Below are 24,801 nucleotides of genomic sequence, written 5' to 3' on the forward strand. Positions count from 1 at the left end.
TGTCAACAGCCCTCCGGCACCGCCGGGGCGAATACGTGTCCGAGCTCCCTGGGAGGATGGCGGAATGACCAGAACGCCCAGCACGCCCATCGCCGACCTCTGGCCCACCCTGCCCGGCGACGCCCGCCCCGAGGCGGCGCACCGGCTGCTCCAGGCCGCCGTCGCGTCCTTCGCCGAACGCGGCTTCCACGCCACCACCACCCGGGACATCGCCACCGCCGCCGGGATGAGCCCCGCCGCCCTCTACATCCACTACCAGTCGAAGGCCGCGCTGCTCGCCGAGATCAGCCAGGCCGGGCACGCCGCCACCCTCGCCCTGGTGCGCCGGGCGGCGGCCGGCGAGGGCGACCCGGCGCAGCGGATGCGCGGCCTGGTCGAGCAGTTCACCGCCTGGCACGCCCGGGCGCGCACGGTCGGCCGGGTGGTCAACTACGAGCTGCACGCGCTGCCCGAGGACGCCTACGCCGTCGTCGCCGCGCTGCGCCTGGACATCGAGCGCGAGGTCAGCGCGCTGATCGAGGCGGGCGTGGCGGCGGGCGCGTTCCAGGTGGCGGAGGTGCGGACGGCGGCCCGCGCGGTCACCTCGCTGGGCATCGACGTGTCGCGCTGGTACACCGACCGCTCGACCGAGACGCCCGAGGAACTGGGCCGCCGGTACGGCGAGTTGGTGCTGCGGATGCTCGGCGCGGAGCTCTGAGCCGAGGGGCCTCAGCCGGTCAGGAGCAGCCGCACCGCCAGCCCGCCGACCAGGGCGGCGGAGGCCAGCGCGGTGAACAGGCGGCCGCGCGGTCCGGTGAGGGCGCGGCCGAGGAGGGCGCCGCTCGCGGCCAGCAGCAGCTGCCAGCTCGCGGAGGCGGCGAACACGGCGGCCGTGAACACCGCCCGGTCGGGGCCGGCCGGCGGGTGCGGGCCGTCGCCGAGGACGAGGGCGGCGAAGTAGAGCACCGTCAGCGGGTTGAGCAGGGTGATGCCGAGCAGGGTGAGGAAGGCCCGGGCGGGCGAGGGCGGCGCCTGCGCGCGCAGCGGCCCGCCGTCCGCGCGGCGGGCGCGCAGCGCGGTACGGGCGGTGCGGACGGCGAGGGCCAGCAGGACGAGGGCCGCGCCGATCCGCAGCGGCGTGGCGACGGGGGCGATCAGCGGGGCGAGCCCGGCGCCGCCGAGGACGGCGAGCAGCGCGTACAGCCCGTCCGCGGTGGCCACGCCGAGCGCGGCGCAGGCGCCGGTCCGCAGCGAGGTGCGGGCGGTGAGCGCCACCAGGTAGGCGCCGACCGCTCCGACCGGCACGGCGACGCCGTACCCGGCGAGCAGGCCGGCCACCAGCGCGGCGCTCACGCGAGCGGGCGGTCGGGCCTCCGGGGGCGGCCGGGACGCTGCTGTCGGCCGCTCGGCACCGGGCGGGCGGCGGCGAGGGGCGACGACAGGTCGGCGGTGTGGTCCATGCGTCGATGCTGGCCGCCCGGGGCCGGGGGCGGCAAGCGGTTTTCCGGAGACGGCCGGTAGCGTGGGCGGGGCCGTGACCGCCGCTTCGGAGGAGTGCCGATGAGTCGTCAGACCGATCCCGTGCGTGCCCTGTTGGCCGAGGCGTGGGCGTCCTGGGCCGAGCGCGGCGCCGCGCTGGACGCCGAGGGCTGGAGCCGGCCGACCAGGCTGCCCGGGTGGACGGTGCGGGAGCTGTACGCGCACGTGGCGCCGGTGCCGGAGATGTTCACCGGGCTGCGCGCGGCCGTCCTGGACGGGCCGGCGGCGGTGACCGGCGGGGCCGGGATCCTGCGCGCGTACAACCGGCCGGGCGGGATCGCGCACACCGCGGCCGACCAGGTCGCCGAGGTGGCGAAGCAGACGGCGGAGACGGCCGAACCGGCCGTGCTGCTGGCCCGGTTCGGGGTGGAGGGCCCGGCGGCCCTGGCCGGACTGGCCGACCTGTCGCCGGAGGCCGTCGTCGCGCACCCGCTGCTGGGCAGCGTGACGGTCGGCGCGCTCGGCGAGGTGGCGCTGATGGAGGCCACCGTCCACCTCCTCGACCTGATCGCGGCCATCGGCGGCCCGCCGCCCGCCGCGGCGGCGCTGGACTTCACCCGGGCGTTGCTGGCCGAGGTCGCCGACCCGGTCGCGTTCATCGAGGCCGCGACGGGCCGCAGCGCGGCGCCGGTGCTGCCGGTCATCCGCTGATCCTTGGGGCCCGCCGGCGGGGTTCGAGCAGGTCAGACGTATGATCGGGCGGAGACGTCGCCTCCGGGGGGAAGTCAGTGAGTTCGTTGATCGGCCTGCTGTGGCTGGTGCCCGCTGCCTGCTACGGCGCCGGATCGCTCGCCAAGCGCGCCCGCAAGGCGGCGACGGCCCGGCACGAGCGCAAGCTCGAACTCCTCGACCTCACGCACCGCCGGCGCGTCGCCCTGGAGGCGGCCAACCGCCCGCCCGAGCCGGTCTGCGGCTGCACCCACCACCTCGCCAAGCACGACCGGCAGGGCCGCTGCCGCGAGGAGCAGCGGACCGCCGTCGAGTGGGACGCCGAGCTGCGCCCGCTGCGCCACGAACTGCGCGCCTGCACCTGCCAGCAGTACGTCGGCCCCGAGCCGCTGGGTACGGTCTTCGCCCCGGAACTGGTCGACCCGCGCTGAGCCGGAGCCGGACACCGGGCGGCGCCCCGGTGTCCGGCAGGGATCCGAGCGACGGGCCTCGGGCCTGGAGCTGCAGACCTGGAGCTCCAGGCCTCGGCCTCCGGCCTCAGCCGAGGGCGAGCGCGCTCAGGCGGTCGGCGGCGCCGTTGAAGAGGTTCTGGTCGCCGGGGAAGGTGCCGGAGTCGGCGTACTGCCAGAAGGTCTGGTAGCCCCAGCCGTTCGGGAGGGTGCCGGGGCTGGAGGAGTAGCGGGCGATCCAGAGCGGGCTGGTGGAGCCGAAGCCGCCGTAGTTCCCGGTGCACTGGGTCCACCAGTTGGTGGTGGTGTAGATGGTCGGGTAGCGGCCGGTGCGGTACTGGACGGTGTTGCTGAAGTCGCGGATCCAGCTGACCATGGCGCTCTGGCTCAGGCCGTAGCAGGTCGCGCCGTACGGGTTGTACTCGATGTCGAGCGCGGGCGGGAGGGTCTGGCCGTCCGCGGACCAGCCGCCGCCGTGGCTGACGAAGTAGTTGGCCTGGGTGGCGCCGGAGGAGGAGTTCGGCAGCGCGAAGTGGTAGGCGCCGCGGATCATGCCCGCGTTGTAGGAGCCGTTGTACTGCTGGGCGAAGTACGGGTTGGTGTAGCCGGTGCCCTCGGTGGCCTTGACGTAGGCGAACCGGGCGCCGTTGGCGGCCGCGGTGCTCCAGTCGACGTTGCCCTGGTAGCTGGCGACGTCCATCCCGGGGGTCTGGGTGACGGCCAGGGAGGCGTACGGCGCGGCGCCGCGGCCCTCGTGGGCGGCGACGGTGGAGCCGGCGAAGTCGCGCTCGGGGTGGAAGCCGGGCCGGCCCTCGGCGACGGGGGCTGCGTCGGCCGTGGTCGGCCCGGCCGCGTACGCGGGGGCGGCGAGGCCGGTGACCAGGGCGGTGGCGGCGGCGAGGGCGGCGAGGACGGGCAGTCGGCGGTGGCCGGTCCGTCTCGGCGCGGTGGCGGCGGTGCGGGCGGAGCGGGAAGAGCGGGTCATGAGCACTCCTCTGTTCCGGTGCGGTGGCCCAAGGGGCCTACGGGTGCCGGGAGTTGATCCGGCAGGGGAGCACAGTAGCCAGGCACCCGCCGGTGCCGCCAGATATCCTCGGCCACTTCTTGAACGGACGTCACGCGGCGGCGGGCGCCCTCGCCCGTGCGGGCGGCGCCCGGCGGGGGCGGCCGGGCGGGGCGTTCGTGCTGGTCCCCGGCCCGAAGGGGCGTTCGGGCGCTGTGGCACGATGCCCGGACCGGCCGCCGCCCGGCGCGGCCGGTGCCGCCGTCAGACGAAGGGATTCGCCATGTCCGAGACCACCGCAGGTTCCGCCGGCTTCACCGGGGAGCCCACTCTCCGGACCGCCACGCTCGCCGACGTGCCGGCCCTGGTGGCGCTCGTCGAGTCCGCCTACCGCGGCGAGGCCAGCCGGGCCGGCTGGACCACCGAGGCCGACCTGCTGGACGGGCAGCGCGCGGACGTCGAGGGCGTCGCCGCGGCCGTCCAGGACCGGGACGGCGTGGTCCTGGTGGCCGAGCGCGACGGCGCGCTGATCGCCTGCTGCCAGCTGGAACGGCGGGCGGACAGCGCCTACTTCGGCATGTTCTCGGTGCGCCCGACGCTGCAGGGCGGCGGCATCGGCCGGGTGATGCTGGCCGAGGCGGAGCGGGTGGCCCGCGAGGAGTGGGGCGTGCGGGTGCTGGAGATGAAGGTGATCGAGCAGCGCGCCGACCTGATCGCCTGGTACGAGCGGCGCGGCTACCGCCGGACCGGGGTGTTCAGCCCGTTCCCGTACGGCGACGAGCGCTTCGGCCTGCCGCGCCGGGCGGACCTGCGGTTCGAGCAGTTGACGAAGGAGCTGGGGGAGCTCTGAGGGCGCTGGATGCTCCGAGCGCTCCGAGGACTCCGAGGACTCCAAGGGCTCTCGGGGGCGGGCGGGGCGGCGCGTGGTCGGACGTCCGAACGTTGATCATTTGACGTTTCGTCGGGGCCTGTTCGGCGACCTGACTCCACGTCAAGTCGCTGACCAGGAGCGATGCGGAGATGTCACACCGAATTCACGATTGGTCTAGGCCAATGTGAGAGGCTGAGGGCGAACGGCCACGTACCGTCCCATGCCCAGGGGGGCCATTTCCGCATGCCCGTACTCCATGGCACCGCCATGCCCGCACCCGACGCCGGCCCGCGCCGCCCGGCCGCCGCCCGCCCCGACCACCGCCTGCCCCGCCCACCCGACGACGAGGAGCTGTACTGGTACTTCGGCCCGCAGCGCCGCTGGGTGCTGCTCTGCGCCACCCTCTCCTACGCCGGCGCCACCGCCACCCTCGGCCTGTTCGCCCTCAGCGCCCCGCTGCTCTGGCCGTTCCTGGCCCTCACCCTGCTCAACGCCGCCACCTGGCTGCTCTCCGTCGCGGACGGGCAGCGCGCCCGCCGCTACACCCGCGACTCCCACGACCTGCTGCTGCGCGCCTGGAACCCCGAGCGCCACCCCGGCGTCGACCTGCTGCTGCCCACCGCCGGCGAACCCCTCGCCGTCCTCGACAACGCCTACCGGCACACCGCCGCCGTCCGCTGGCCCGGCGAGCTCACCGTCCTCGTCCTCGACGACGCCGACCGCCCCGAGGTGCGCGAACTCGCCCGCTCCTACGGCTTCCAGTACCGCGCCCGCCCCGACCGCGGCCGCTTCAAGAAGGCCGGCAACCTCAACCACGGCCTCGCCGAGGGCGACGGCGAGATCATCGCCGTCCTCGACGCCGACTTCTGCCCCCGCCCCGACTTCCTGCACCACCTGGTGCCCTACCTCGACAACCCCGAGGTCGGCATCGTGCAGAGCCCGCAGTGCTTCGACACCGACGCCGACATGTCCTGGCTCGAACGCGCCGCCGGAGCCACCCAGGAGATCTTCTACCGCTGGATCCAGCCCTCCCGGGACGCGCAGGACGGCACCGTCTGCTGCGGCACCAACGCCCTCTACCGCCGCGCGGCCCTCCAGCGCGTCGGCGGCTTCGCCGAGATCGACCACAGCGAGGACCTGTACACCGGCCTCTCCCTCGCCCGCGCCGGATGGACCACCCGGTACGTGCCCGCGCTCGTCGCCAAGGGCATGTCGCCCACCGGCCTGCCCGCCTTCATCAGCCAGCAGTACCGCTGGTGCCTCGGCTCGCTCGCGCTCGTCGGCGACCCCGACTTCCGGCGCGGCCCGCTGCCCCGCTCCGCCCGGCTCTGCTTCTGGAACGGCATCCTCGGCTACGTCACCAGCGCGGTCAACGTCCTCGCCGTGCCGCTGCCCGCCCTGATCATGCTGTACTTCCGGCCCGAACAGATCCAGCCCTGGCAGGTCCTGCCCTTCCTGCCGCCGATCTGGGTCGCCCTCGTCCTGCTGCCCGCGATGTCCCGCACCCGCTGGCGCTTCGAGGTCACCCGCGTCCAACTCCTCGGCGGGCTCTGCCACATCGTCGCCATCGCGCACGCGCTGCGCCGCCGCTCCGCCGACTGGGTGCCCACCGGCGCCGTCTCCGGCGGCAGTTCACTCGCCCGCACCGTCGCCCGGATCGGCGTCGGCTGGCTCGGGTTCGTGGTCGTGGCCGGCGCCGCCGGGCTCGCCCGCGCCGCCCTGCGGTACGGCTGGCAGCCCTACTGGGCGCTCACCGCGCTGCTCGGCCTCGGCGCGTACACCATGGTGCCGCTGATCCGGGCCCTGTGGCCGCTGCTGCGCCCCGCCGACGGCGGCAAGGGCGCCGCCGTCGGCGAGGTCGCGCCGCCCGCCCGCGGCCGCTCCGACCTCGGGTTCGGACGGGCCGAAGCCGTCGCCGTCACCGCCGCGCTGCTGCTGTGCGGGCTGCTCGCCTCGGGGTGGGCCGACCCGCTGCTGTTCTGACGGGACCGCCAGAAGCACCGCCCAGCCGTTTCCTTGCGCGTCGCCCCACCGGCGCGGACTCCGCCGCCCGGCCGCCCCATCGGCCGGCGGCCCGGACCACCGCCACCGCCCGCCCTGCCAGCCCTGCAAGGAGCACCGCCGTGTCAACGGCCGTACCACCTTCCTCCAGCCACTCCGCCGCCACCGCTGCCGAACTGCCCGGCGTCGTCCGGGTGTCGCGGCCGAACGCCGTCGCCGCCCTCGCCGGAACCGCCACCGCCACCACCGCCGCCGTCGAGACGGCGGCACCCCGGCGCACCGCCTTCCGGCCCGACATCGAAGGCCTGCGCGGCATCGCCGTCCTGGCCGTCCTCGCCTTCCACGCGGCCGTCCCCGGCCCGACCGGCGGCTACGTCGGCGTCGACATCTTCTTCGTCATCTCCGGCTTCCTCATCACCGGCCTGCTCATCGGCCGCCCGCTCGGCCTGTGGGACTTCGCCGCCCGCCGCGCCCGCCGCATCCTGCCCGCCGCCGCCACCGTCCTCGTCGCCACCGCCGCCGCCGGCGGCGCCCTGCTCGACCCGCTGCGCGGCACCGACCTCGCCCGCGACCTCATCGCCGCCGCCGGCCAGGTCGCCAACTGGCGCTTCGCCGGCCAGCAGACCGACTACCTGGCCGCCGAACGCGACCCCAGCCCGCTCCAGCACTTCTGGTCCCTCGGCGTGGAGAACCAGTTCTACCTGCTCTGGGGCGTCCTGCTGCTCGGCCTCGCCCGGTACCTGCACGGACGCCGCCGCACCGCCGCGATCACCCTCGCCACCCTCGGCGTCGGCGCCGCCTCGCTGCTGCTCTGCCTGCGCTGGACGGCCACCTCCGCGCCGCTCGCCTACTTCTCCACCGCCAGCCGGCTCTGGGAGTTCGCCGCCGGCGCCTGCGCGGCCCTGGCCGGGCGGGCCCTCGCCGCCCGCGACGCCACCCCCGCCCTGCGGCCGCTCGGCTGGCTCGGCCTCGCCGCCCTGACCGGCCCGGTCCTCCTCTACGACCGCACCACCCCCTTCCCCGGCGCCGCCGCGCTGCTGCCCGTCCTCGGCACCGCCGCCCTGCTCCTCGCCGGCGCCACCCCGCGCCCGCTCGGCGCCGCCGACGCCGGGCGGCTCCTCGCCACCCGGCCGCTGCGCGCCGCCGGACGCCTCTCCTACGCCTGGTACCTCTGGCACTGGCCCGTCCTCACCATCGCCCAGGCCCGCTACGGCGCCCTGCCCTGGCCCGTCCTGCTCGCCCTCACGGCCCTCAGCGCGCTGCCCGCCTGGCTCACCCTGCGGCTCGTCGAACAGCCCCTGCGGTACGGCAGCAGCCCGGCGCCCCGACGCGGCCTCGCGGTCGGCGCCAGCGCCCTCGTCATCCCGCTGATCGCCGCGCTCACCCTCGGCGGCGGCACCGTCCGCGCCCTCGGCACCGCCACCGCCGACGCTGCCGCGCCCGCCGGAGCCGTCGACGGGCCCGCCCTGCTCGCCCCCGGCACCCGGCTCGCCGCCCTCACCCCCTCGCTCGCCCGCGCCCGCGAGGACTTCCCGCCCGGCCAGGGCTGCGAGATCGCCCTCAACGCCGACCGCAGCCCCCGCTGCCTCTTCGGCGACGACCACAGCCCCGACCGCCTCGTCCTGCTCGGCGACTCGCACGCCGGGCAGTGGATCTCGGCGGCCAAGAAGATGGCCGAACAACGGCACTGGGCGCTGGAAGTCCTGGTCAAACCCGGCTGCCCGCTGGCCACCCTCACCGTCCGCAACAACGTCCTCGGCCGCACCTTCGAGGAGTGCGACCGCTGGCGGGAGAACACCCTCGCCCGGCTCGCCGACGAACCCAGGCCGCGCCTGGTGCTGATGGCCGGCCTCAACCGCTACGGCAGCCAGGAGGAGCGCACTCGGGGCTGGACCCGCACCCTGGACCGGCTCACCGCGCTCGGCGCCCCGCTCGCCTACCTCGGCGACACCCCGATGCCCGGCAAGGACATCCCCACCTGCCTCGCCGCCTCGGACGGGCGGGACGACGCCTGCTTCTTCGCGCGCGACACCGCCTTCGAACCCGACCCGATGCTCGACGGCGGCCTCGCGGCGCGCTACGGCGTCCGCACCCTGGACCTCGGGCCGCTGCTCTGCCCCGGCACCGGGCCGACCTGCCCGGCCGTCCTGGAAGGCGTCGTGCTGTACCGCGACACCGGGCACATCACCGACACCCTGGCGAGGGTGCTGGCCCCCCGCCTCGACAAGGCCCTCCTCGGGGCGGCCTGAGCCACCGTGAGAGCGGGACGGGCCGCGGGCTGCTCCGCGGCCCGTCCCGTACGCTCCGAGCCGTGTTCAGGTTCCAGGTGGCCGCGGACGGCCCGACCCCGCTCACCGTGCGGTTCGAACCGCTCGCCTGGGAGGTGGTGATCGACCCGGGCGACCACATCCTCGTCGAACGGCCGGAACACGGCCCCGGCCCGGGCACGTTCTGCCACGCGCCCGGCCGGCTCACGATCCTGGAACCGGACTTCCGGCCGGACCGCACCTGGGCCCGGGTCCGGACCTCGGCCGGCGAGGAGATCACCTACGAGCGCTCGTCCGCCGCTCCCCGCCCTCGCTCCCGGGCCCGCGCGGACCTCGCGATCCGACCGTCCGCCGCATCACCTACAGTGAGCGGGTGGTAACGCGACGTTCGTACACGCAGGCCGGTATCGCCGACCTCAAGACGACCATCCCGACGTCCCACGTGCCGCTGATCAGACGGGAGCCACTGCTGCGTTCGCTGGACGCGGCGGTCACCCGGCCGGTCGCGCTGGTCTGCGCCCCGGCCGGGTTCGGGAAGACCTCGCTGCTGGCGGACTGGGCGACGAACGGGACGTCCCACCGGCAGGGTGACGTCGCCTGGGTGAGCCTGGACGCGGACGACAACGACGGCTTCCGGCTCTGGACGGCGATCCTGGGCGCGCTGGCCCAGCTGTCGGCGGTCGGCGAGCACTGCACGCTGCCGCGTCCGGCCGAGGCCGGGCAGGACATCCGGCCCGGGTTCGTCGCCACGGTGGCCAACACCCTCGCCGAACTGCCGCGCCCGGTCTGGCTGGTGCTCGACGACGTGCACGAAGTGGTCGACCCGGGGACGCGGTGGGGCCTGCGCGAGCTGATGCGCTACCAACCGGACCAGCTGCACGTGGTGCTCAGCTCTCGCCACGACCCGCACCCCGACCTGGCGCTGCCCCGGCTGCGGGTCGAGGGACGGCTCGGCGAGCTCGACGCGGACGCGCTGCGGATCACCCACGAGGAGGCCCGCGCGCTGCTCGCCCAGCACGGCGTCACCCTCGCCGAGGACGACCTGGCGCGCCTGCTGGAGCGCACCGAGGGGTGGGCGGCGGCGCTCCGGCTGGCGGCCCTGTCGCTGCGCGGTCACCCGGACCCCAGCGGGTTCGTGGCGGGCTTCCGGGGCGACAACCGCCCGGTGGCCGACTACCTGTTCGCCGAGATCATGACCCGGCTGCCCGCGGCGCTGCAGGAGTTCCTGATGGACACCAGCGTCTGCCAGTACCTGACGGCGGACCTCGCCGACCGCCTGACCGGCCGCACCGACGCGGCGGAGGTGCTGGCCGGACTCCGACGCTCCAACATCCTGGTCACCGGGCTCGGCGCCGACGACCGCTGGCTGCGCTACCACTCGATGCTCACCGACTACCTGCGCACCGAGCTGGCCCGCCGCCGCTCGGCCCGGCTTCCCGAACTGCACCGGCGGGCTGCCGCCTGGCACACCGAGCAGGGGCTGCTGCCCGAGGCGCTGGAGCACGCCGTCGCCGCGGGCGACCTCGACGGGGCGGCCGGACTGCTGGACCGGCACGGCGTCTCGATGGTGATCGCCGGGCAGGACGCCGTACTGCGCCGGGTGCTGGACGGCGTCCCGGTGGACCGGCTGCGCCACCCGCCCGGTGCGCTCCTGGCGATGGCGTACGCCTGCGTCCACCGGGCCGACCTGGAGACCGCCGACCGGCTGCTCGCGCTGGACCGGAAGCCGGAGGACCAGGCGAGCCGGGAGGAGGTGCTCCGCGCGGTCGTCGAGCTCGACCGGGCGCGCCTGGCGGGCGGCCTCGACCGCGCGCTGCGCGCTGCCGAACCGCTGCTGCCCGACCACCTGGACGACCGCGACCTGGAGGCCGCCGTCCGGTTCAGCCGGGGCGCCGCCCGCTGCTGGACCGGCCGCCGCGGGCCGGGCACGGCGGATCTGGAGGCCGCCCTCGCGCTGGCCGGATCAGGACGCCGGGACCGGCTCGCGGTGGAGTGCCTGAGCGAGCTCGCCTCGATGGCCGCCACCGGCGGCGACCTGGTCGCGATGGCCGACCGGGCCGAGGAGGCGCTGCGGTACAGCGTCCGGCACCGCGCCGCGCCGCGGCTGCCCTGCGCCACGGCGTACGCGGCCCTGGCCTGGGTGAAGGTGCAGCGCTGCCGACCCGACGCGGCGGCGGACCTGGCCGGGCACGCCTTCGCGATGGCCGAGGGCCGGTCCGACCCCGGCGTCGAGCTCTGGGCGCTCGCCGTCCTCGCGATGGTCCGCTACGACCGGGGTCAGCGGCATGCGGCGCTCGACGAGCTGCACGCCGCGCTGCACCGCTCGGACGGCCGCCAGGTGCCGCCGGCCGTGCTCGCGGTGGTGCTGGCCGAAGCGGCCCGGACGGCCTGGGCGGTCGGGGACCAGGAGGGCACCCACCACCTCACCCAGCTGGCCCGGCGCCGGCTCGCCGACGCGCCGGACACCGGTCTGCTCACCGCCTACCTGCACCTGGCGCAGGGGCGCGTCGCCGCCGCCCGGCGGTCGCTGCGGCCCTTGCTGGACGGCTCGGCGGTTCCGCTGGTGGCCACGAACGCGGTGGGCGCGGCCCTGCTGGAGGCGCAGATCGCGATGGAGCACGGGCACCACGCCCCTGCGCTGGCGGCGCTGCGCCAGGCCGTCGTGCCGGCCGCGCCGCAGGAGCTGCACCGGCCGTTCCAGGTCACCGGCGAACCGGCCCGCGAGCTGCTCAGCCGGTACGGGCCGGGGCTCGGCCCGTACCGCGGGTTCGCGCTGCGCACGCTGGCGCTGTTCTCGCAGCAGGCGGTGCGGGCACCGCTGACCCCGCGCGAGTACGCACTGCTGGAGCAGTTGGACACGGTGCAGACGCTCTCCCAGGTCGCCGCCGCGCTGAGCGTCTCGGTGAACACCATCAAGACGCAGGCCCGGGGCCTGTACGGCAAGCTCGGCGTCGGCAACCGGCGCGACGCGGTCCGGGCGGCGCGGGCGGCGGGCCTGCTCACCGTGGACGGACGGCCCACCGGCCCCACCCCGCCCGGGAAAACGCCGCCCGGAATCACCCCGCCCGGAATCACCCCTCGGGGGTGAGGCGGAGTCCGCGTCCGGCGGCAAGCGTGACGGGTGACCGACCGGGAGACCGCGACCGATCCGGTCGACCGGCTCCCGCTGACCCGACCGGCGAGGAGACGAGCGATGTCCGGTGTGTTGGAGGAACGCTACGGAGTGGCCATGTCCGGGGTGGCATGGGACTCGGGGAACTTCAAGTTGTGGGGCGGCCAGGCCGCGGACGTGATCCTGTTCAGTCCGAAGCAGCCGATGCTCGCCCGGAGTGCCACGACCGGGCGCTACGAAGCGGCCTGCACGGAGTTCCGCGCCCAGAAGGACAACACCTACCAGATCATCGGCGGGGCGGCCTCGTTCACGGCGACGAGCGCGATCCAGGCCGACGACAGCCAGCTCGCGGCCCTCAAGGACCAGTGGCGGCAGACCCTCGCCGGAGCCCAGGACGCGCCCCAGAACCCGATCTTCGTGCCGCTGAACACCCGCAAGGGGCAGACCGCACTGGCGATCCCCGCCGTCTCGGGGACGGTCTCCGACCTCACCGCCAAGGCCAACGACGCCGGTACACCCGGCGGCACGGTCACCTACCTGGCCGACCTGACGGCGTACGGCGCCCAGGAGTGGGCCGATGCGATCAGGAACGGGCGCTCGCCGGTCGCGCAGGTCATGCTCAGCTACGAGTACCTGCGCTACATGCCGCAGTGCTCGGTCGAGATCCTGATGCACGGGGACCGGGTCTTCCAGCACTTCTCCGGTGAGCTGAAGGCGAGTTACGACGGCTGGCTGTACGGCGGGAGCGTCGACATCCAGGCGCAGCTCGAGTCGCTGCGGGCGGACAGCAGCATCGAGATGAAGTTCTACGGTCTGGACGACCTGCCGGGCGGGATGGAGAAGATCAAGGAGAGCGTCACCAACACCATCATCGACCAGGGGCTCAAGGCGCTGCTCGGCATGCTCTTCCAGCCCAAGCCGGACGTGAAGCCGGCGGTGGCGGGCAGTTCCGGCGGCATCTTCGGCGGGGCGAACCTGGCCCTCAAGTGGCAGCGGGCGGAGCAGGCCGCGGACATCACAACCAAGCTGGAGTTCGGCGGGTTCACCTGGCTGACCGAACGGGCGGACGTCGACCTGAGCATCTTCGCCGCGCTGGACGACAGTTACGTCACCACGGTGAACACCGAGCTCCAGTTCCCGAGCACCATCACGGTGGTCGGCAACCCGCAGGTGGCGAGCACCGCGGTGGCGTTGGACTACTCGGAGGGCCAGGCCCCGCAGTCGCCGGTCTTCCTGGCGGACGGCGGCAGCAAGAGCTACGTCGTCACCAGCGCGGCCCCGGACAACGTCACGGTCCACTACGACGCGAAGATCAACTATGCGCCGGGCAGCTGGCCGATCGTGGACGACGCGGCCAGCGGGACGGTCAAGCAGGGGTTCGGCAACATCCTCATCAAGCCCTCGCAGTGGGTCGGCTCGACCACGATCTACCTGTACGTCAAGAACGCCGCCGCCAAGGGCATCCAGCTGATCAACCCGACCATGGGCAACGACTACCTGGTGGTCAACGTCACCTACACCTCGCCCGGCCTCACCCAGCCGATCAAGGCGTCCACCAAGCTCACCATGGACACACCGGTCACCTTCAGCTATCCGATCAGCCCCGGCGGCCAGCCCGGCACGGCGACCTTCAGCGCCTTCGGGATCATCGGCGGCAAGCTGGTGCACGCGGCCGAACAGCCGCTGGGGATCAACGAGTCGGCGGTGTTCGTGCTGGTCAGCGACACCGGGGTGCAGCTGATCTCCGACGCGGCGGTGCTCGCCGAGGACGACGCCACCGCCCAGGACCTGCTGCGCAAGAAGGACAACGTCGTCGTCACCGGAGGCACCGGCGACGGGAAGCAGGGCGAGACCACGAAGGCCGCCGCCGGCAACGGCGCCGGCCACCTCAAGGGCACGTTGGTGGGCGTCGAGTACGACGACACCGGCGCCTGGCTGCTGATCGACTCCCCGGACGGGCGGCACCGGCTGGCCCTGCACTCGGACCGGCAGGCCGCCCGCTTCACCGAGCGCGAGGCGGTCGACGTGGCGCTCGACCCGGCGGGCGCCGTCGCCAGGGTGACCGTCGAGCTGCCCGCCTGAGCGGCAGACCTCCGAGGACCGCACGCCGCGAGCCGCAGGTTCGAGAGCGCAGGGAGAACGTGATGAGCCGGACCGTGATCGTCCCGCAGACGTCGCCGGTGCTGCGGGACGCCAGCACCCACGTGCTGTTCCACTACGCCAACGGCGAGCTCCTGGTCGAGACGGACGCCGCGACGGTCGAGGACGCCCGGGGCGGGGGCGACGGTGGCGGCGACGGCGGGGGTGGGGGCGGTGGACAGGACGGCGAGATCCCGGTGACGACCGGTCTGGCCATCGGCACGCCCCATCAGCTGGCGGCGGCCCGGTCCGGGCTCGACGCCGTCCCCGGCAACGCGCCGGCCACGGCGTACGTCGAACTGCGCGGTCCGGCCGACGGCGACATGCTCGCCGCGATCGAGCGGGCCGGCGTCCACCCGCAGCAGTTCGTCCCGGCCGCCAGCTACCTGTGCACCGGCACCGGGGCGGCCCTGCGGGCCGTCCGCGCGCTGCCGTTCGTCCGCTCGGTGATACCGGTCGGCGCCGACCTGAAGGCGAGCGTCCCCACCAGCGAGGACGCGAACGCGCCGGTCGACGTCGAGGTGGTCGCCTCGGCGGCCCTGGTCGAGGCGGGTTCCTTCGCCGAGCAGCTCGCGGCCGTCCCCGGGGTCACCGTCGAGGGCCCGGCGGAGGCCGCCGGGGCGTGGGTCCGGGTACCGGCGAAGGTCACCACCGCCGGTCAGGAGGCGCTGCTGGCGGACCGGCGGATCGTGGCGGTGGAGCCACGCGCCGCGAAGGTGCCCGAGGACGAGGTCGCCGACCTCGTCCTGGTCGCCGGCCTGGACGCCGCGAACCACCCCGAGGGCTCGTACACGACCTGGCTGGACGACCACGCGGTGAACGGCACGGGCGTCACCATCGGCATCGTCGACGGCGGCGTGGACGTCTCGCACCCGGCCTTCACCGGCCGGATCACCGACCTCGCCGCCGGGCAGAAGGCCTGGCACGCCACCTTCGTGGCCGGGCACGCGGCCGGCTCGTACCTGGACTCCAAGGACAAGGACGGCTTCGTCTACGGCCTGGGCGTGGCCCCGTGCGCCGGGCTGCTCGCGCAGGACATGACGAAGAACGCCGGCACGCTCTGCTCCGAGACGGTGTCCTCGTCCAGCCCGGCGGGGGTGGCCGGCTCGATCCAGAACAACTCCTGGGGCGCCGGCACCCACGACCCGATGGACTACCTCTCGCTGGAGGCCACCTACGACGGCCTGGTGCGCAACGCCACGGGCGCGGCCGAGGCCGTCCCGCTCACCATCTGCTTCTCGGTCGGCAACGACGGCACGGCGGGCATCACCAGACCCCACGGCGCCAAGAACCTCATCGTCACCGGCAACTCCGAGAACTACCGCCCGGACTTCGGCGGCACCGACGCCGACAACGTCCGCGAGGTCTACAGCGGTGCGCACGCCTCCAGCATCGGCAACTGCGGCGACGGCCGGATCCGCCCGCACGTGGTGGCACCGGGCGAGTGGACGGCCTCGGCCAACTACGACTCCCACCCGGGGGAGAAGGAGTACGTCGACGACAGGATCACCTGGGGCGGCGGCTCCTCGGGAGCCAGCCCCAAGACGGCGGGTGCCTGCGCGCTGCTCACCCAGTGGTGGCGCGCCCACGACGGCGGGGCGAGCCCCTCGCCCGCCATGCTCCGCGCGCTCGTCGTCAACGGCGCCGAGCCGATCGACTCCGGAGGCACGGTACCCAACACCACCCAGGGCTGGGGCCGGCTCGACCTCGACAACGTCGTCTCCGACACCGTCCACCGCTGCTACGTCGACCAGACGATCCTGCTCACCTCCCGTGGTGACAGCCGGACCTGGACGATCCGCCCGACCGATCCGACCCGCCCGCTGCGGGTCACCCTGGCCTGGACCGACCCACCGGGCGCGCCCGGCACCGGCACCGCCACCGCCCCGGCGGTGGTCAACAAGCTCGCGCTGCGGGCGAGGAGCAAGGGCCTGCTCTACCGCGCGAACCAGTTCGGCTCCGGGTGGTCCGTCCCCGACCAGGGCGAGCAGCACGAGGGCTGGGACAACACCCAGTGCGTGTTCCTCCGCCCGGAGGACCTGGACGACACCGTCGAGGTGAGCGTCACCGCCCTCGACCTGGCGATGAACTGCCTGACCAACACGGCCGACACGCCCCAGCAGGACTTCGCGCTGGTGATCCGCGGCGGCTTCCTCGACCAGGGGGCCACCCCCGCCGACGTCTTCCTGGTCATCGACCCGGCCGCCGGATCGGCCTCCATCGACACCACGAGCAACTGGGCGCCCGGCAGTTCGGACAGCGCCGCGGTCGGCTCCCCGCCGGTCTCGACCCAGACCGCCCGGCCCACAACCGCCGCCACGACGACGCCCGGCTCGGACGGCAGTAGCGCCGGATCGAACGGCAGCGGTGCCGGATCGGACGGCAGCGGCACGGATTCGCCGACCACCGACAGCTGGTGGAACGAGCCCGGCGCGGCCACCGAGACCACCCGGGCCCTGCCGCCCGTGCCGCCCGCCGTCCTCGCCGGCGCGGCCGCGGGGCTGGGGATCGCCAGGGGCGTGGCGGCCGTCAGCACCCCCGACGCGGCCGCCCGGCCCGTCGACGACCTCGGTGCCGCCCTCGCCCGGATCGACGCGAGCTGGGCCACCCACGACGGCACCCGCCGCCGCGCGGCCGTGCTGGTCGTCGGCGACGCGACCCGGGTGTCCCTCGCCGACGTGGCGACGCTGCGCCGGCTCGCCTTCCGAGGTGAGCTGTGGGTGCTCAGCTCCACCCGGTCCGTCCTCGGCTTCCTGGCCCAGCGGGTGCACCGCCGCACCGGCGTGCACTACCGGCTGAGCCTCGACGCCAACGGGCTCGCCCAGTCCGTGCGCGACGCGCTCGCCGAGGCCGCCGGGCTCCAGCGCCTGGAGGTCCGGACCAGGGTGCTCCCGCCCGCGACGGACTGCGAGTTCGACGTGCTGCCGGCCGACGAGGCCCTGCTGCTGCGGGTGCAGTCGCCGCAGGCCCATGCCCTCGTGCTGCGGCTGGCCGAGGGGCCGGGCGCGGCGCCGGTGCAGCTCACCCCCGGCGCGCTGCCCGCGGGCGTCTCGGTGACGGTGAGCGACGGCCTGGTCGAGGTGCGGACACCCGTCCTGCCGGGCAGGGCCGGTCCCTGGACGCTCTCGGTCACCTTCCCGGCGGGCAGCCCCCCTCCGGTCGTCGACGTCTACGCCCGCAGCCGGTTCGCTCCCGGGGCGACCCGCACGGACACCGGGGCGGGGCCGCTGGTCGCGGTGCACGGCGGGAGTTCGGGGCGGCTCGGACGGCTCCACTTCGAGCCGCCGCGCGTCGCGGGCGCGACCGGGCAGGTCCGGGGCCTGGAGACCGACCGAGGCATCGATCTCGTCTCCACCACCAGTCGGCTCGACCAGCGCGGCCCGGTCCAGGAGGCACCCAAGGAGGTCCTGGTCCGATCGCTCGGCACGGTCGTCCGCACGCAGCAGGTCGGCCGGGGCGCCAGGGTGATCGACCTGATCGGCACGGCCTCCGGGGCCGTCGCGACCGGGCACCGGTTCTCCCGGAAGGTGCGCACCGGCGTCGTGGAGCTGGAACCGCGCTCGGTCTGGCGCGCCTCGCTGCCGCCCGCTCCGGTGATCACCACGGCCGCCACCGAGGTCGTCGACGTCGCCCGCGGCGCCGACGGCGTCAGCGCGCTCACGCTCTGCCGCGGCCCCCGGCGGCGGCGGATCGCCGTGCCGGACCCGGCACTGCGCCGCAGGATCGCCGACCTCGACCTGACGGATCGTCACCTCATCTTCGCCGTGCGCGGATCCGACCTCGTCGCCGTGGTCCGGGGACTGGACGGGATCCGGCCGGGCTCCGCCGTCGCCCAGCCCCCGGCCGGCGGCGCCCCCGCCGTGGAGGACGTCCGGGTGGCGAGAACCGTCCTGCTCGCGGACGACATCCAGAACGACGCCCAGGACTTCAGCACCCTGGACGACCGCCCGCCCCAGCTGCGGCACTTCCCCGTGTCACCGCCGCACCGGAGCCCGGTCGTGCTGCGCCCGGTTTGGCACGGCCCGGCCCAGGTGCTGCCCGTGCCGGTACCGACGCTCGGCGCGCCCGTCGCCGTCGGCGGCTTCGTCCTGTGGCCGGACCAGGCGCACAGCCAGGCCTACTTCAGCCTCGCCGCCCCCCGACTGCGCACGGTCTCGCTGGTGGTCGACCGGGCCGACGTCCCGGCCGCCGGGGGAACCACCACCAAGATCACCGGCGGCAATGCCGTGGTCACCGTGAGCGCGTACGCGGACGACGACCCCACCCGACTCCCGGCGCTCCGCGCGGGCTGGGCCACGGCACTGATCGGCGGCGGCTACGCCGGCGCGGGCAGCTGGCAGTACGCGCCGCTGAGCCTGCAGGCGCTGGACGGCCTGCTGGACATCCCGGTGACCGACCTGGCCGGCCCGGTCACCGTCGCGACGGCTCGCGACGCCGGGACGGCCGTGTTCTCCGTGCCGCTCTCCGAGACCGGCGCGCTGGGCTGGTCCTCGCTCCTCAACAGCAGCAGCGGCAGCCGGATCGTCGGGGCGTGCACCCTCAAGGCCAAGTACGCCGCCAAGCTCGGCGACACCGTCGTCGCCCAGGACAGCACGCTCGCCTGCGCCCTGGGGACACTGCTGGCCGGCGCCGGCCCCGGCGACGTCACCACCGTCGACCCGCAGGTCACCGTGGTGAGCCAGGTGATCGTCACCCCGAACCAGCTCGTCGACAGCGTCACCGTCGACCTGCTGCCCAGCCAGGGCGCCCCACCGGCGTCGCTCACCTTCACCAAGGAGGGCGGGCAGACACCGGTTCCCGTGACGGCCCAGCACATCGAGACCGTGACGGTCGGCTACGACGCGTCGGTCCGCTTCACCCAGGCCGGCTGGCCGCTGATCCCCCAGAAGGGCACCCTCGACTTCGCGAAGGCGGACTGGAACCTGTGGATCAAACCCGACTCCTGGCTGGTCGAGTTCAGCCTGCTGGCCCTGTTCCTCGACGCACAGAACCAGGTCCAGGCGGCCCAGGGCCCGACCGACGTCGTGACGCTGCGGATGGCGTACAACCATCCGGTACTGGCGGGCCCCCTCACGCTCGCCTTCGCGGCACCTGACAACCAGTTGGTCACCGTCCCCTTCCCGGTGCCGCCCGGTGCGGCCGCACCCCCGACCCTCGAACTCGACGTGCTCGGCACCCGCGGCCCGACCGTGGTGGGGCCCAAGAGCCGGGTCCTCACCGCAGAGGAGACCATGATCGTCGTCAAGATCTACGCCAACGGCGCCGTCGACATCACCACCAACAAGGACCACGTCGCCGAGGGCACCCAGCTGGACTACGCCCTGAGCATGCTCGCCAACCTGCACGGATAGCCACGGCCCCGCCCCCGGCCACAACGGGGCCGCCGGGTCGTGCGTGCGTCAGCCGTAGACGCTGCGGCACAGGCGGGCCTGTTCGGAGCCGGGGGCCCAGCGGGCGGTGCGTTCGGCCTGGTCGCAGACGTTGCCCGGGCCCAGGGACGGCGGTGTCGGGGCGGTGCCCGGGGGCGCGGCGGCGTGGGGGGAGGCGGTGGCGCGCGCGGGGTGGCTCGGCTTCGGGCGGGGGGCGCCCGTGGGGTGCTGTGCGTCGGCGGCCGAGGGTTCGGGCTCGACGGTCGTGCCCAGGCCGGCCTCCGGGGTGGGCGCCGGCAGCGGGGAGGGCGCGGGCGGGCCGGGCGGCGGCCCGGCCGAAGGGGTGGCCGGGCCGGAGGGCAGGGCCACCAGCCGGGGGTCGTCGCCCGCGCCCGGCCCGCCGCAGGTCGCCAGGACGGCCGCCAGCACCGCGCCCGTGCCGACCGCCGCCAGCACCCAGGCCGTCCGGGCCCGGGGCGAGCGACGCGGCCCGGGCGAGGGCGCCGGGGCGGCGGGCGGCGCGCCCGGCGGGGGCGGGGCGGGCACCGGGGGCGGCTGCCAGGCGTTCGGCGGCCACTGCCACGGCTGCGCCTCGGAGGGCCGCCCGGTCACGTCCTGGTCCTCGTCATGTCCTCGTCCTCCAGCCGCCGAGCCCCCGCCGTACCTTTCCGTGCTCAACGAGCGCGCGGACGCGGGGACATGACCCGGAAGAGGGGTCTGGACGGGCGCGGGTTGCCGCCGGACCACATGCTGGGGGGCATGGGAAACGACAGCACGTCCGCGCACCTGGTCGAGGTGGCCGAATTCGGCACCGACAGCCGCTACCGGCTGGTCCACTTCGAAGGGCAGGGCTGGGAGCCGCTGGGCCCCGAGGAGTTCGAGCCCCGCTGCCACCAGCTCTTCCCCGACCTCGACCCGCACGACCCGGTCCGGGTCCACTGGGCCGACCACCCCTGGGAGTGGCCCACCTGGCACCCCGGCGAGGCCTGACCCGCCGTTCGTTACGCTGTCCGGGTGAGTGTGGATCACTTCTGGCGCCGCCTGCCCGGGCGGGCGGTGGACGGCTGCTCGCCGCAGGAGCTCGGCGAGCTGGTGCCCCGGCACCGCGACGTCCGGTACGACCGGCTGGCCGCCGCCGGGCTCGCCCTCGGCGTGCGCCGCACCGCCCTGCTGATGGAGCTCGCGCTCACCGAGAACGGGTTGCACCCGGACCCGGCCGCCCGGCTGCCCGTCTACGGCGGCCCGCCCGGTCGGCCCGGTCGGCCCGGTCCGCCCGGTCCGCCCGGTCCGGACGGCGCCGCGGCGGCGGGCGTGCCGCTGGTCCTGCGGCCCGAACAGGTCGCGGCCGCGGCCGCGTTCCTGCGCGGCTCCGCGCTCGGCGAACTCGTCCGTCAGCAGGCCGCCGTGCTCGCCCGCACCGTCGCCACCCAGGGCTTCCCCACGCCGTGGTCCGAGGCGTGGGCCGCCCGCATCGTCGCCGACCTGCGCGACCTGCGGGACTTCTTCGCCGACGCGGCCGCGGCGGGCGACGCCGTACTCGTCGGCGACGCCGAACGGGCCGTCCAGGGCAACAGCGGGGGAGCACGATCATGAACCGGCCTGCGGGCACGACCGGTTACGGCCCGGCGGCCGCGCGGCTCGCCGAACAGTACGAGGCCGTCGACTTCGCCGACGTCCACCGCGAGCTGCGGCCGCACTACCCGGCGCCGCCCGCCGCCGTCCTCGACGTCGGCGCCGGCACCGGGCGCGACGCCGCCGCGCTCGCCCGCCTTGGGCACCGGGTGACCGCCGCCGAACCGACCCCCGAACTCCGCGCCATCGGCGAACGGTTGCACGCCGGCGCCGGCATCCGCTGGGTCCCGGACGCGCTGCCCGAGCTGCCGCTGCTCCGCGCCGAGACCGCACGCTACGACCTCGTCCTGCTCACCGCCGTCTGGATGCACCTCGCCCCCGAGGAACGCCCGGCCGCGATGGACGCGCTCGCCGCCCTGCTCGCCCCCGGCGGCCGGCTCTCCCTCACGCTGCGCCACGGGCCCGTCCCCGCCGACCGCCGGATGTACGACGCCGGCGCCGAGGAGGCCGTCGACCTCGCCGCCGCCCGCGGCCTGCGGCTGCGCCACCGCGCCGAACGGGCCGACCTGCACGGGCGGACGGACGTGCACTGGTCGCTGCTGCTCCTCGAACGGGCCGGGTAGCGGCAGGGGGACGGAACCGGGCGGCGGTCCGGCCGCGTCGCTCCGGGAACGACCCCCACCGCCCCACCTGCAGCAAGGACCCGCATGAGCGACACCGCCACCCGCTACCTCTACCTGGCCCGGCACGGCGAGGCGACCCCGGACGGCGAACTCACCGACATCGGGCGCCGGCAGGCCGTCCTGCTCGGATGCCGCCTCGCCGAGCGGCCGATCACCGCCGTCCACCACGGGCCGCTGCCGCGCGCCGCGGAAACCGCCCGGCTCGTCGCCGAACAGCTCGGCGGCGTCCGGGCGGCGGCCTGCGCCGAGGCCGGCGACTACGTCCCGCACGTTCCCGAGCGGGGCGAACTGCCGGACGACAGCGCGGAGTTCCTGCTCGACTTCCTGTCCAGCACCTCGGCGGAGGAACGCGACCAGGGCCGGGAGCTCGCCCGGCAGGCCGTCGAGCGCTTCACCGGGCCGGTGGCGGGCGGCGCGGAACGGCACGAACTGGTCGTCACCCACGCCTTCCTGATCGGCTGGCTGGTCCGGCAGGCCATGGACGCCCCGGCGTGGCGCTGGCTCGGCCTCAACCCGGGCAACACCGCGCTCACCGTGCTGCGCTACGCGCCCGGCCGGCCGCCGTCCGTGCTGCTCTACAACGACCTGCGCCATCTGCCCGAGGAGCTGTGCTGGACCGGGTTCCCGCCCGCGCTCAAGGTCTGACGGCGCCGAACTCGTCCGCTGGGCGGTGTTGTTGATCCGGCGACAGGAATATGTCGACCGGTCTATGGTTTCCCGCATGGGATCCAAGGGGGCGGAGACCCGGGCCCGGCCGCCCTGCGGCTGATCGGCGCGCCCAGGCCGCCCCCGCTCCCGGCCCCCGAGGCCCGGGGCGGGGGCGGCTCTTCCGCATGCCCGTCAGCAGCCGGTAACCTCCGCGCGCCAGACCAGAGTTGTCGCAGACCGGTATCCAGATTACGGAGTGTCCGTCATGTCACCCACCCTGCCGCCCCGAGTGCTGATCCTCGGCTCCACCGGCTTCCTCGGACGCTGGCTGGCCCTCGAACTCCTCACCCAGGGCGTGCCGGTGGCCGCCGCCGTCCGCGGCGTCGGAGCCGCCGCCTGGCTGCGCAGATGGCTGCGGGACCACGGCGCCGACAGCGCCGAACTCACCACCGTCCCCGCCGACCTCACCCGACCCGTCCTCGGCCTCTCGCCCGCGGACGACGCCCGGCTCGGGGAGGTCAGGGACGTGTACAACCTCGCCGCCCGCTACCGCTTCGGCCTCACCCGCGCCGAGGCCGAGCCCGTCAACCTGTACGGCGCGCTGAACGTCCTGCAGTGGGCGGCGGGCCGGCCGATGCTGCGGCGGATGGTCCACGTGTCCGGGTACCGCACCGGCAACGACCCGCAGCCGCGCTACCCGCTCGACCAGCCGGCCGTCGAGGCGCTGTACCGCGGCCTCGACGGGTACCTGGCCTCCAAGCGGCTCGCCGACGCCGCCGTCCGGGTCACCGCCCCCGGGCTCGGGGTGCCGCTCACCACCGTCAACCCGGCCAGCGTCATCGGGCACTCGCGCACCGGCGAGGCCGGGCAGCACATCGGCCTCGCCGAGATGGTCCGCCACCTGCACACCGGGCGGCTGGCGCTGCTGCCCAGCAGCAAGCGGACCTTCGTGCCGGTCGTCACGGTCGACCACCTGGCCCGGTTCCTCGCCGCCGTCCCCGAGTTCGACCGGGAGCCGGTCCAGGTGCACACCGTGCTCGACCCCAGTACCCCGTTCCTCCCCGACCTGATCGGGATGCTCGCCGCCCACCTCGACGTGCGCCCGCCCCGGGCCACCGTCCCGCCCGCCCTGGTGCGCAGGCTCCCGCGGGTGCTGACCGGGAGCGCGCCGAGGAGCTTCGCGTTCCTGTCGGAGGAGCAGTACGACACGGCCTCCGCCGAGCGCCTGGCCGCCACCGTCGGCCTCACCCACCCGCCCGTGCTGCCCGCGCTCCAGCGCTGGGCGACGCGGCTGGTGGCGGACGGCTTCGGGGTGGCGTGAGGGGGGCCGGCGCCCTCCGGGCCGCTCCGCCATCCGGGCTCGGCGCGGCAGCCGACGCGGCCGGCCGGTCGGATACTGACCGCATGGTGAGCCGAGACGGCGCTGCGGGCCGGCGCGAGGTGTTGCGGGTCGGGGCGGCGGCGGTGCTGCTGGGCGTGGCGGGGTGCGGGAGCGGGGCCGCCCGGCGGGCGGGCGGTGCGACGGCCTCGGCCGGCCCGGCGTCCACCGGTTCGCCGGGCGCCGTGACCCCGGCGCCGTCCGGGAGCCCGTCCGGGAGCCCGTCCGGCAGCCTCGCCGGGAGCCCGTCCGCGCCGCCGAACCCGCCGCTGCCGAACCCGCCGCTGCCGAACCCGCCGCTGTGGCAGCCCGGCCCGGGCGAGCTGCAGCCGGACGTGAAGCGCCGCGCCGTCGAGCTGGTGGCCGCCCTCGGCGGGTGGCCGACCGGCGGGCAGGGTGCCGGGGCGGCACGGGCCCGGGTGGCGGCGCTGGGCCTGCCGCCCGCCCTGGCGGACCGGGCGGGCCCGTTGGCCCCGGCCGCGCCGGAGGCGAGCCTGGAGGTGATCGACGCCCAGTACGGCGGGCTGCTCGCCGACTCGGCCAGCGTGCTGGTGGTGTGCCGCCAGTGGCGCCGGCAGGCGGACGGTTCGGTGGCCGAGGGCGGCACCACGGTGGACGTCCGGCTGAGCCGGGCCGAGCCGCGCTGGACGGTCACCGACCTGCGCCCGGGCGATCCCGGCCCGGCCGTCGCTTCGCCCGCCCCGGCGGTGGCCCGGGTGCTGGCCGAGCCGCGGATCGAGCTGCCGCCCGAGGCGGCGGCCGACCTGCGCAGCGGCAACGTCCACGACAGCGTGCTGGAGGCGATGCTGCGGCTGGCCGGCCCGTACACGCTGTCGGTGAGCGTGGTGCGGACCGGCCACCCCGTGGACGTGTTCGGGACGACCCGGCCCAGCGACCATCCGCTGGGCCGGGCCTTCGACGTGTGGCGGATCGACGGCCGGGCCGTGGTGGATCCGGCGACGCCCCGGCAGCTGGTCGAGTCCTTCATGCGGGACGCGGCCGCCGCCGGCTCGTACAACGTGGGCGGGCCGGTGGCGATCGCGGGGGCCGGCAACCAGTTCTTCACCGACGACACCCACCACGACCACGTCCACGTCGGGTTCAACTCCTAGCCACAGTAGG

19 protein-coding genes are annotated in these 24,801 nt (G+C 75.5%); 16 read left to right on the plus strand and 3 right to left on the minus strand.

Annotated elements, in window-relative coordinates; translation table 11 throughout:
• The first annotated feature begins 64 nt into the window (after nt 1-64).
• Nucleotides 65-697, plus strand: coding sequence for a TetR/AcrR family transcriptional regulator (locus AB2U05_RS31705; protein ID WP_045709734.1), 633 nt, complete (start codon nt 65-67; stop codon nt 695-697).
• Between the two features lie 11 nt (nt 698-708).
• Here the strand turns inward: AB2U05_RS31705 and AB2U05_RS31710 are convergent, their stop codons facing one another.
• Nucleotides 709-1,332, minus strand: a complete 624-nt coding sequence (locus AB2U05_RS31710; protein WP_369185030.1) for a LysE family transporter — start codon at nt 1,330-1,332, stop codon at nt 709-711.
• A 207-nt stretch (nt 1,333-1,539) separates the two neighbouring features.
• Between AB2U05_RS31710 and AB2U05_RS31715 the strand changes: the two genes are divergently transcribed.
• Both AB2U05_RS31715 and AB2U05_RS31720 read left to right on the plus strand, forming a co-directional pair.
• Nucleotides 1,540-2,169, plus strand: coding sequence for a maleylpyruvate isomerase N-terminal domain-containing protein (locus AB2U05_RS31715; RefSeq protein ID WP_369185031.1), 630 nt, complete (start codon nt 1,540-1,542; stop codon nt 2,167-2,169).
• A 107-nt stretch (nt 2,170-2,276) separates the two neighbouring features.
• Nucleotides 2,277-2,618, plus strand: coding sequence for a hypothetical protein (locus AB2U05_RS31720; RefSeq protein ID WP_244178923.1), 342 nt, complete (start codon nt 2,277-2,279; stop codon nt 2,616-2,618).
• A gap of 106 nt (nt 2,619-2,724) precedes the next feature.
• On the opposite strand, the gene AB2U05_RS31725 is transcribed toward AB2U05_RS31720, so the two are convergent.
• On the minus strand, nt 2,725-3,621 hold the full coding sequence (locus AB2U05_RS31725; protein WP_369185032.1) for a lysozyme: 897 nt from the start codon (nt 3,619-3,621) through the stop codon (nt 2,725-2,727).
• 301 nt (nt 3,622-3,922) lie between these two features.
• Between AB2U05_RS31725 and AB2U05_RS31730 the strand changes: the two genes are divergently transcribed.
• The 7 genes from AB2U05_RS31730 to AB2U05_RS31760 all read left to right on the plus strand — a co-directional run bounded on the left by AB2U05_RS31730 (nt 3,923) and on the right by AB2U05_RS31760 (nt 19,380).
• A complete protein-coding gene (locus tag AB2U05_RS31730; protein ID WP_369185033.1) occupies nt 3,923-4,489 on the plus strand; it encodes a GNAT family N-acetyltransferase in 567 nt (188 codons plus the stop codon).
• Nucleotides 4,490-4,753: 264 nt separating this feature from the next.
• Nucleotides 4,754-6,493 (plus strand): glycosyltransferase family 2 protein, encoded by a 1,740-nt coding sequence (locus AB2U05_RS31735; protein ID WP_369185034.1) that lies wholly within the window; start codon nt 4,754-4,756, stop codon nt 6,491-6,493.
• A 140-nt stretch (nt 6,494-6,633) separates the two neighbouring features.
• Nucleotides 6,634-8,760 (plus strand): acyltransferase family protein, encoded by a 2,127-nt coding sequence (locus AB2U05_RS31740; RefSeq protein ID WP_369185035.1) that lies wholly within the window; start codon nt 6,634-6,636, stop codon nt 8,758-8,760.
• 62 nt (nt 8,761-8,822) lie between these two features.
• Complete coding sequence (locus AB2U05_RS31745) at nt 8,823-9,158, plus strand: hypothetical protein (RefSeq protein WP_369185036.1); 336 nt, start codon at nt 8,823-8,825, stop codon at nt 9,156-9,158.
• Nucleotides 9,152-11,866, plus strand: coding sequence for a LuxR C-terminal-related transcriptional regulator (locus AB2U05_RS31750; RefSeq protein WP_369185037.1), 2,715 nt, complete (start codon nt 9,152-9,154; stop codon nt 11,864-11,866). Before AB2U05_RS31745 ends, AB2U05_RS31750 begins: the two co-directional genes overlap by 7 nt.
• Nucleotides 11,867-11,971: 105 nt before the next feature.
• Nucleotides 11,972-13,972, plus strand: a complete 2,001-nt coding sequence (locus AB2U05_RS31755) for a hypothetical protein (RefSeq protein WP_045700130.1) — start codon at nt 11,972-11,974, stop codon at nt 13,970-13,972.
• A gap of 62 nt (nt 13,973-14,034) precedes the next feature.
• The gene (locus tag AB2U05_RS31760; RefSeq protein WP_369185038.1) at nt 14,035-19,380 is read left to right on the plus strand and encodes a S8 family serine peptidase; all 5,346 of its coding nucleotides are present in this window, start codon (nt 14,035-14,037) and stop codon (nt 19,378-19,380) included.
• Nucleotides 19,381-19,428: 48 nt separating this feature from the next.
• On the opposite strand, the gene AB2U05_RS31765 is transcribed toward AB2U05_RS31760, so the two are convergent.
• Entirely contained in the window at nt 19,429-20,010 is a 582-nt protein-coding gene (locus tag AB2U05_RS31765; protein ID WP_369185039.1) for a hypothetical protein, read from the minus strand.
• A gap of 147 nt (nt 20,011-20,157) precedes the next feature.
• Between AB2U05_RS31765 and AB2U05_RS31770 the strand changes: the two genes are divergently transcribed.
• From AB2U05_RS31770 to AB2U05_RS31795, 6 genes are all read left to right on the plus strand, one after another.
• Entirely contained in the window at nt 20,158-20,388 is a 231-nt protein-coding gene (locus tag AB2U05_RS31770; protein ID WP_045700152.1) for a hypothetical protein, read from the plus strand.
• A gap of 24 nt (nt 20,389-20,412) precedes the next feature.
• Nucleotides 20,413-20,991, plus strand: coding sequence for a hypothetical protein (locus AB2U05_RS31775; RefSeq protein WP_369185040.1), 579 nt, complete (start codon nt 20,413-20,415; stop codon nt 20,989-20,991).
• Nucleotides 20,988-21,593, plus strand: coding sequence for a bifunctional 2-polyprenyl-6-hydroxyphenol methylase/3-demethylubiquinol 3-O-methyltransferase UbiG (locus AB2U05_RS31780; protein ID WP_045700134.1), 606 nt, complete (start codon nt 20,988-20,990; stop codon nt 21,591-21,593). The genes AB2U05_RS31775 and AB2U05_RS31780 overlap by 4 nt, the downstream gene beginning before the upstream one ends.
• 84 nt (nt 21,594-21,677) lie before the next feature.
• Nucleotides 21,678-22,298 carry a histidine phosphatase family protein gene (locus AB2U05_RS31785; protein WP_369185041.1) on the plus strand — a complete coding sequence of 207 codons (621 nt, stop codon included), beginning with the start codon at nt 21,678-21,680 and terminating at the stop codon, nt 22,296-22,298.
• A gap of 268 nt (nt 22,299-22,566) precedes the next feature.
• Nucleotides 22,567-23,622: an SDR family oxidoreductase gene (locus tag AB2U05_RS31790; RefSeq protein WP_369185042.1), complete on the plus strand. Its 1,056-nt coding sequence runs from the start codon at nt 22,567-22,569 to the stop codon at nt 23,620-23,622.
• An 83-nt stretch (nt 23,623-23,705) separates the two neighbouring features.
• Nucleotides 23,706-24,791, plus strand: coding sequence for a hypothetical protein (locus AB2U05_RS31795; protein ID WP_369185043.1), 1,086 nt, complete (start codon nt 23,706-23,708; stop codon nt 24,789-24,791).
• Nucleotides 24,792-24,801: the final 10 nt, after the last annotated feature.

Origin of the sequence: Streptomyces sp. Y1, assembly GCF_041053115.1 — a bacterium.
GTDB classification, from domain to species: domain Bacteria; phylum Actinomycetota; class Actinomycetes; order Streptomycetales; family Streptomycetaceae; genus Kitasatospora; species Kitasatospora rubellomurina.

Bases quoted from the DNA above. Each gene is read 5' to 3' on its own strand.
- AB2U05_RS31705 (WP_045709734.1), top strand. From the start codon at position 65: ATGACCAGAACGCCCAGCACGCCCATCGCCGACCTCTGGCCCACCCTG.
- AB2U05_RS31715 (WP_369185031.1), top strand. From the start codon at position 1,540: ATGAGTCGTCAGACCGATCCCGTGCGTGCCCTGTTGGCCGAGGCGTGG.
- AB2U05_RS31725 (WP_369185032.1), bottom strand. From the start codon at position 3,621: ATGACCCGCTCTTCCCGCTCCGCCCGCACCGCCGCCACCGCGCCGAGA.
- AB2U05_RS31730 (WP_369185033.1), top strand. From the start codon at position 3,923: ATGTCCGAGACCACCGCAGGTTCCGCCGGCTTCACCGGGGAGCCCACT.
- AB2U05_RS31735 (WP_369185034.1), top strand. From the start codon at position 4,754: ATGCCCGTACTCCATGGCACCGCCATGCCCGCACCCGACGCCGGCCCG.
- AB2U05_RS31755 (WP_045700130.1), top strand. From the start codon at position 11,972: ATGTCCGGTGTGTTGGAGGAACGCTACGGAGTGGCCATGTCCGGGGTG.
- AB2U05_RS31760 (WP_369185038.1), top strand. From the start codon at position 14,035: ATGAGCCGGACCGTGATCGTCCCGCAGACGTCGCCGGTGCTGCGGGAC.
- AB2U05_RS31770 (WP_045700152.1), top strand. From the start codon at position 20,158: ATGGGAAACGACAGCACGTCCGCGCACCTGGTCGAGGTGGCCGAATTC.
- AB2U05_RS31780 (WP_045700134.1), top strand. From the start codon at position 20,988: ATGAACCGGCCTGCGGGCACGACCGGTTACGGCCCGGCGGCCGCGCGG.
- AB2U05_RS31785 (WP_369185041.1), top strand. From the start codon at position 21,678: ATGAGCGACACCGCCACCCGCTACCTCTACCTGGCCCGGCACGGCGAG.
- AB2U05_RS31790 (WP_369185042.1), top strand. From the start codon at position 22,567: ATGTCACCCACCCTGCCGCCCCGAGTGCTGATCCTCGGCTCCACCGGC.
- AB2U05_RS31795 (WP_369185043.1), top strand. From the start codon at position 23,706: ATGGTGAGCCGAGACGGCGCTGCGGGCCGGCGCGAGGTGTTGCGGGTC.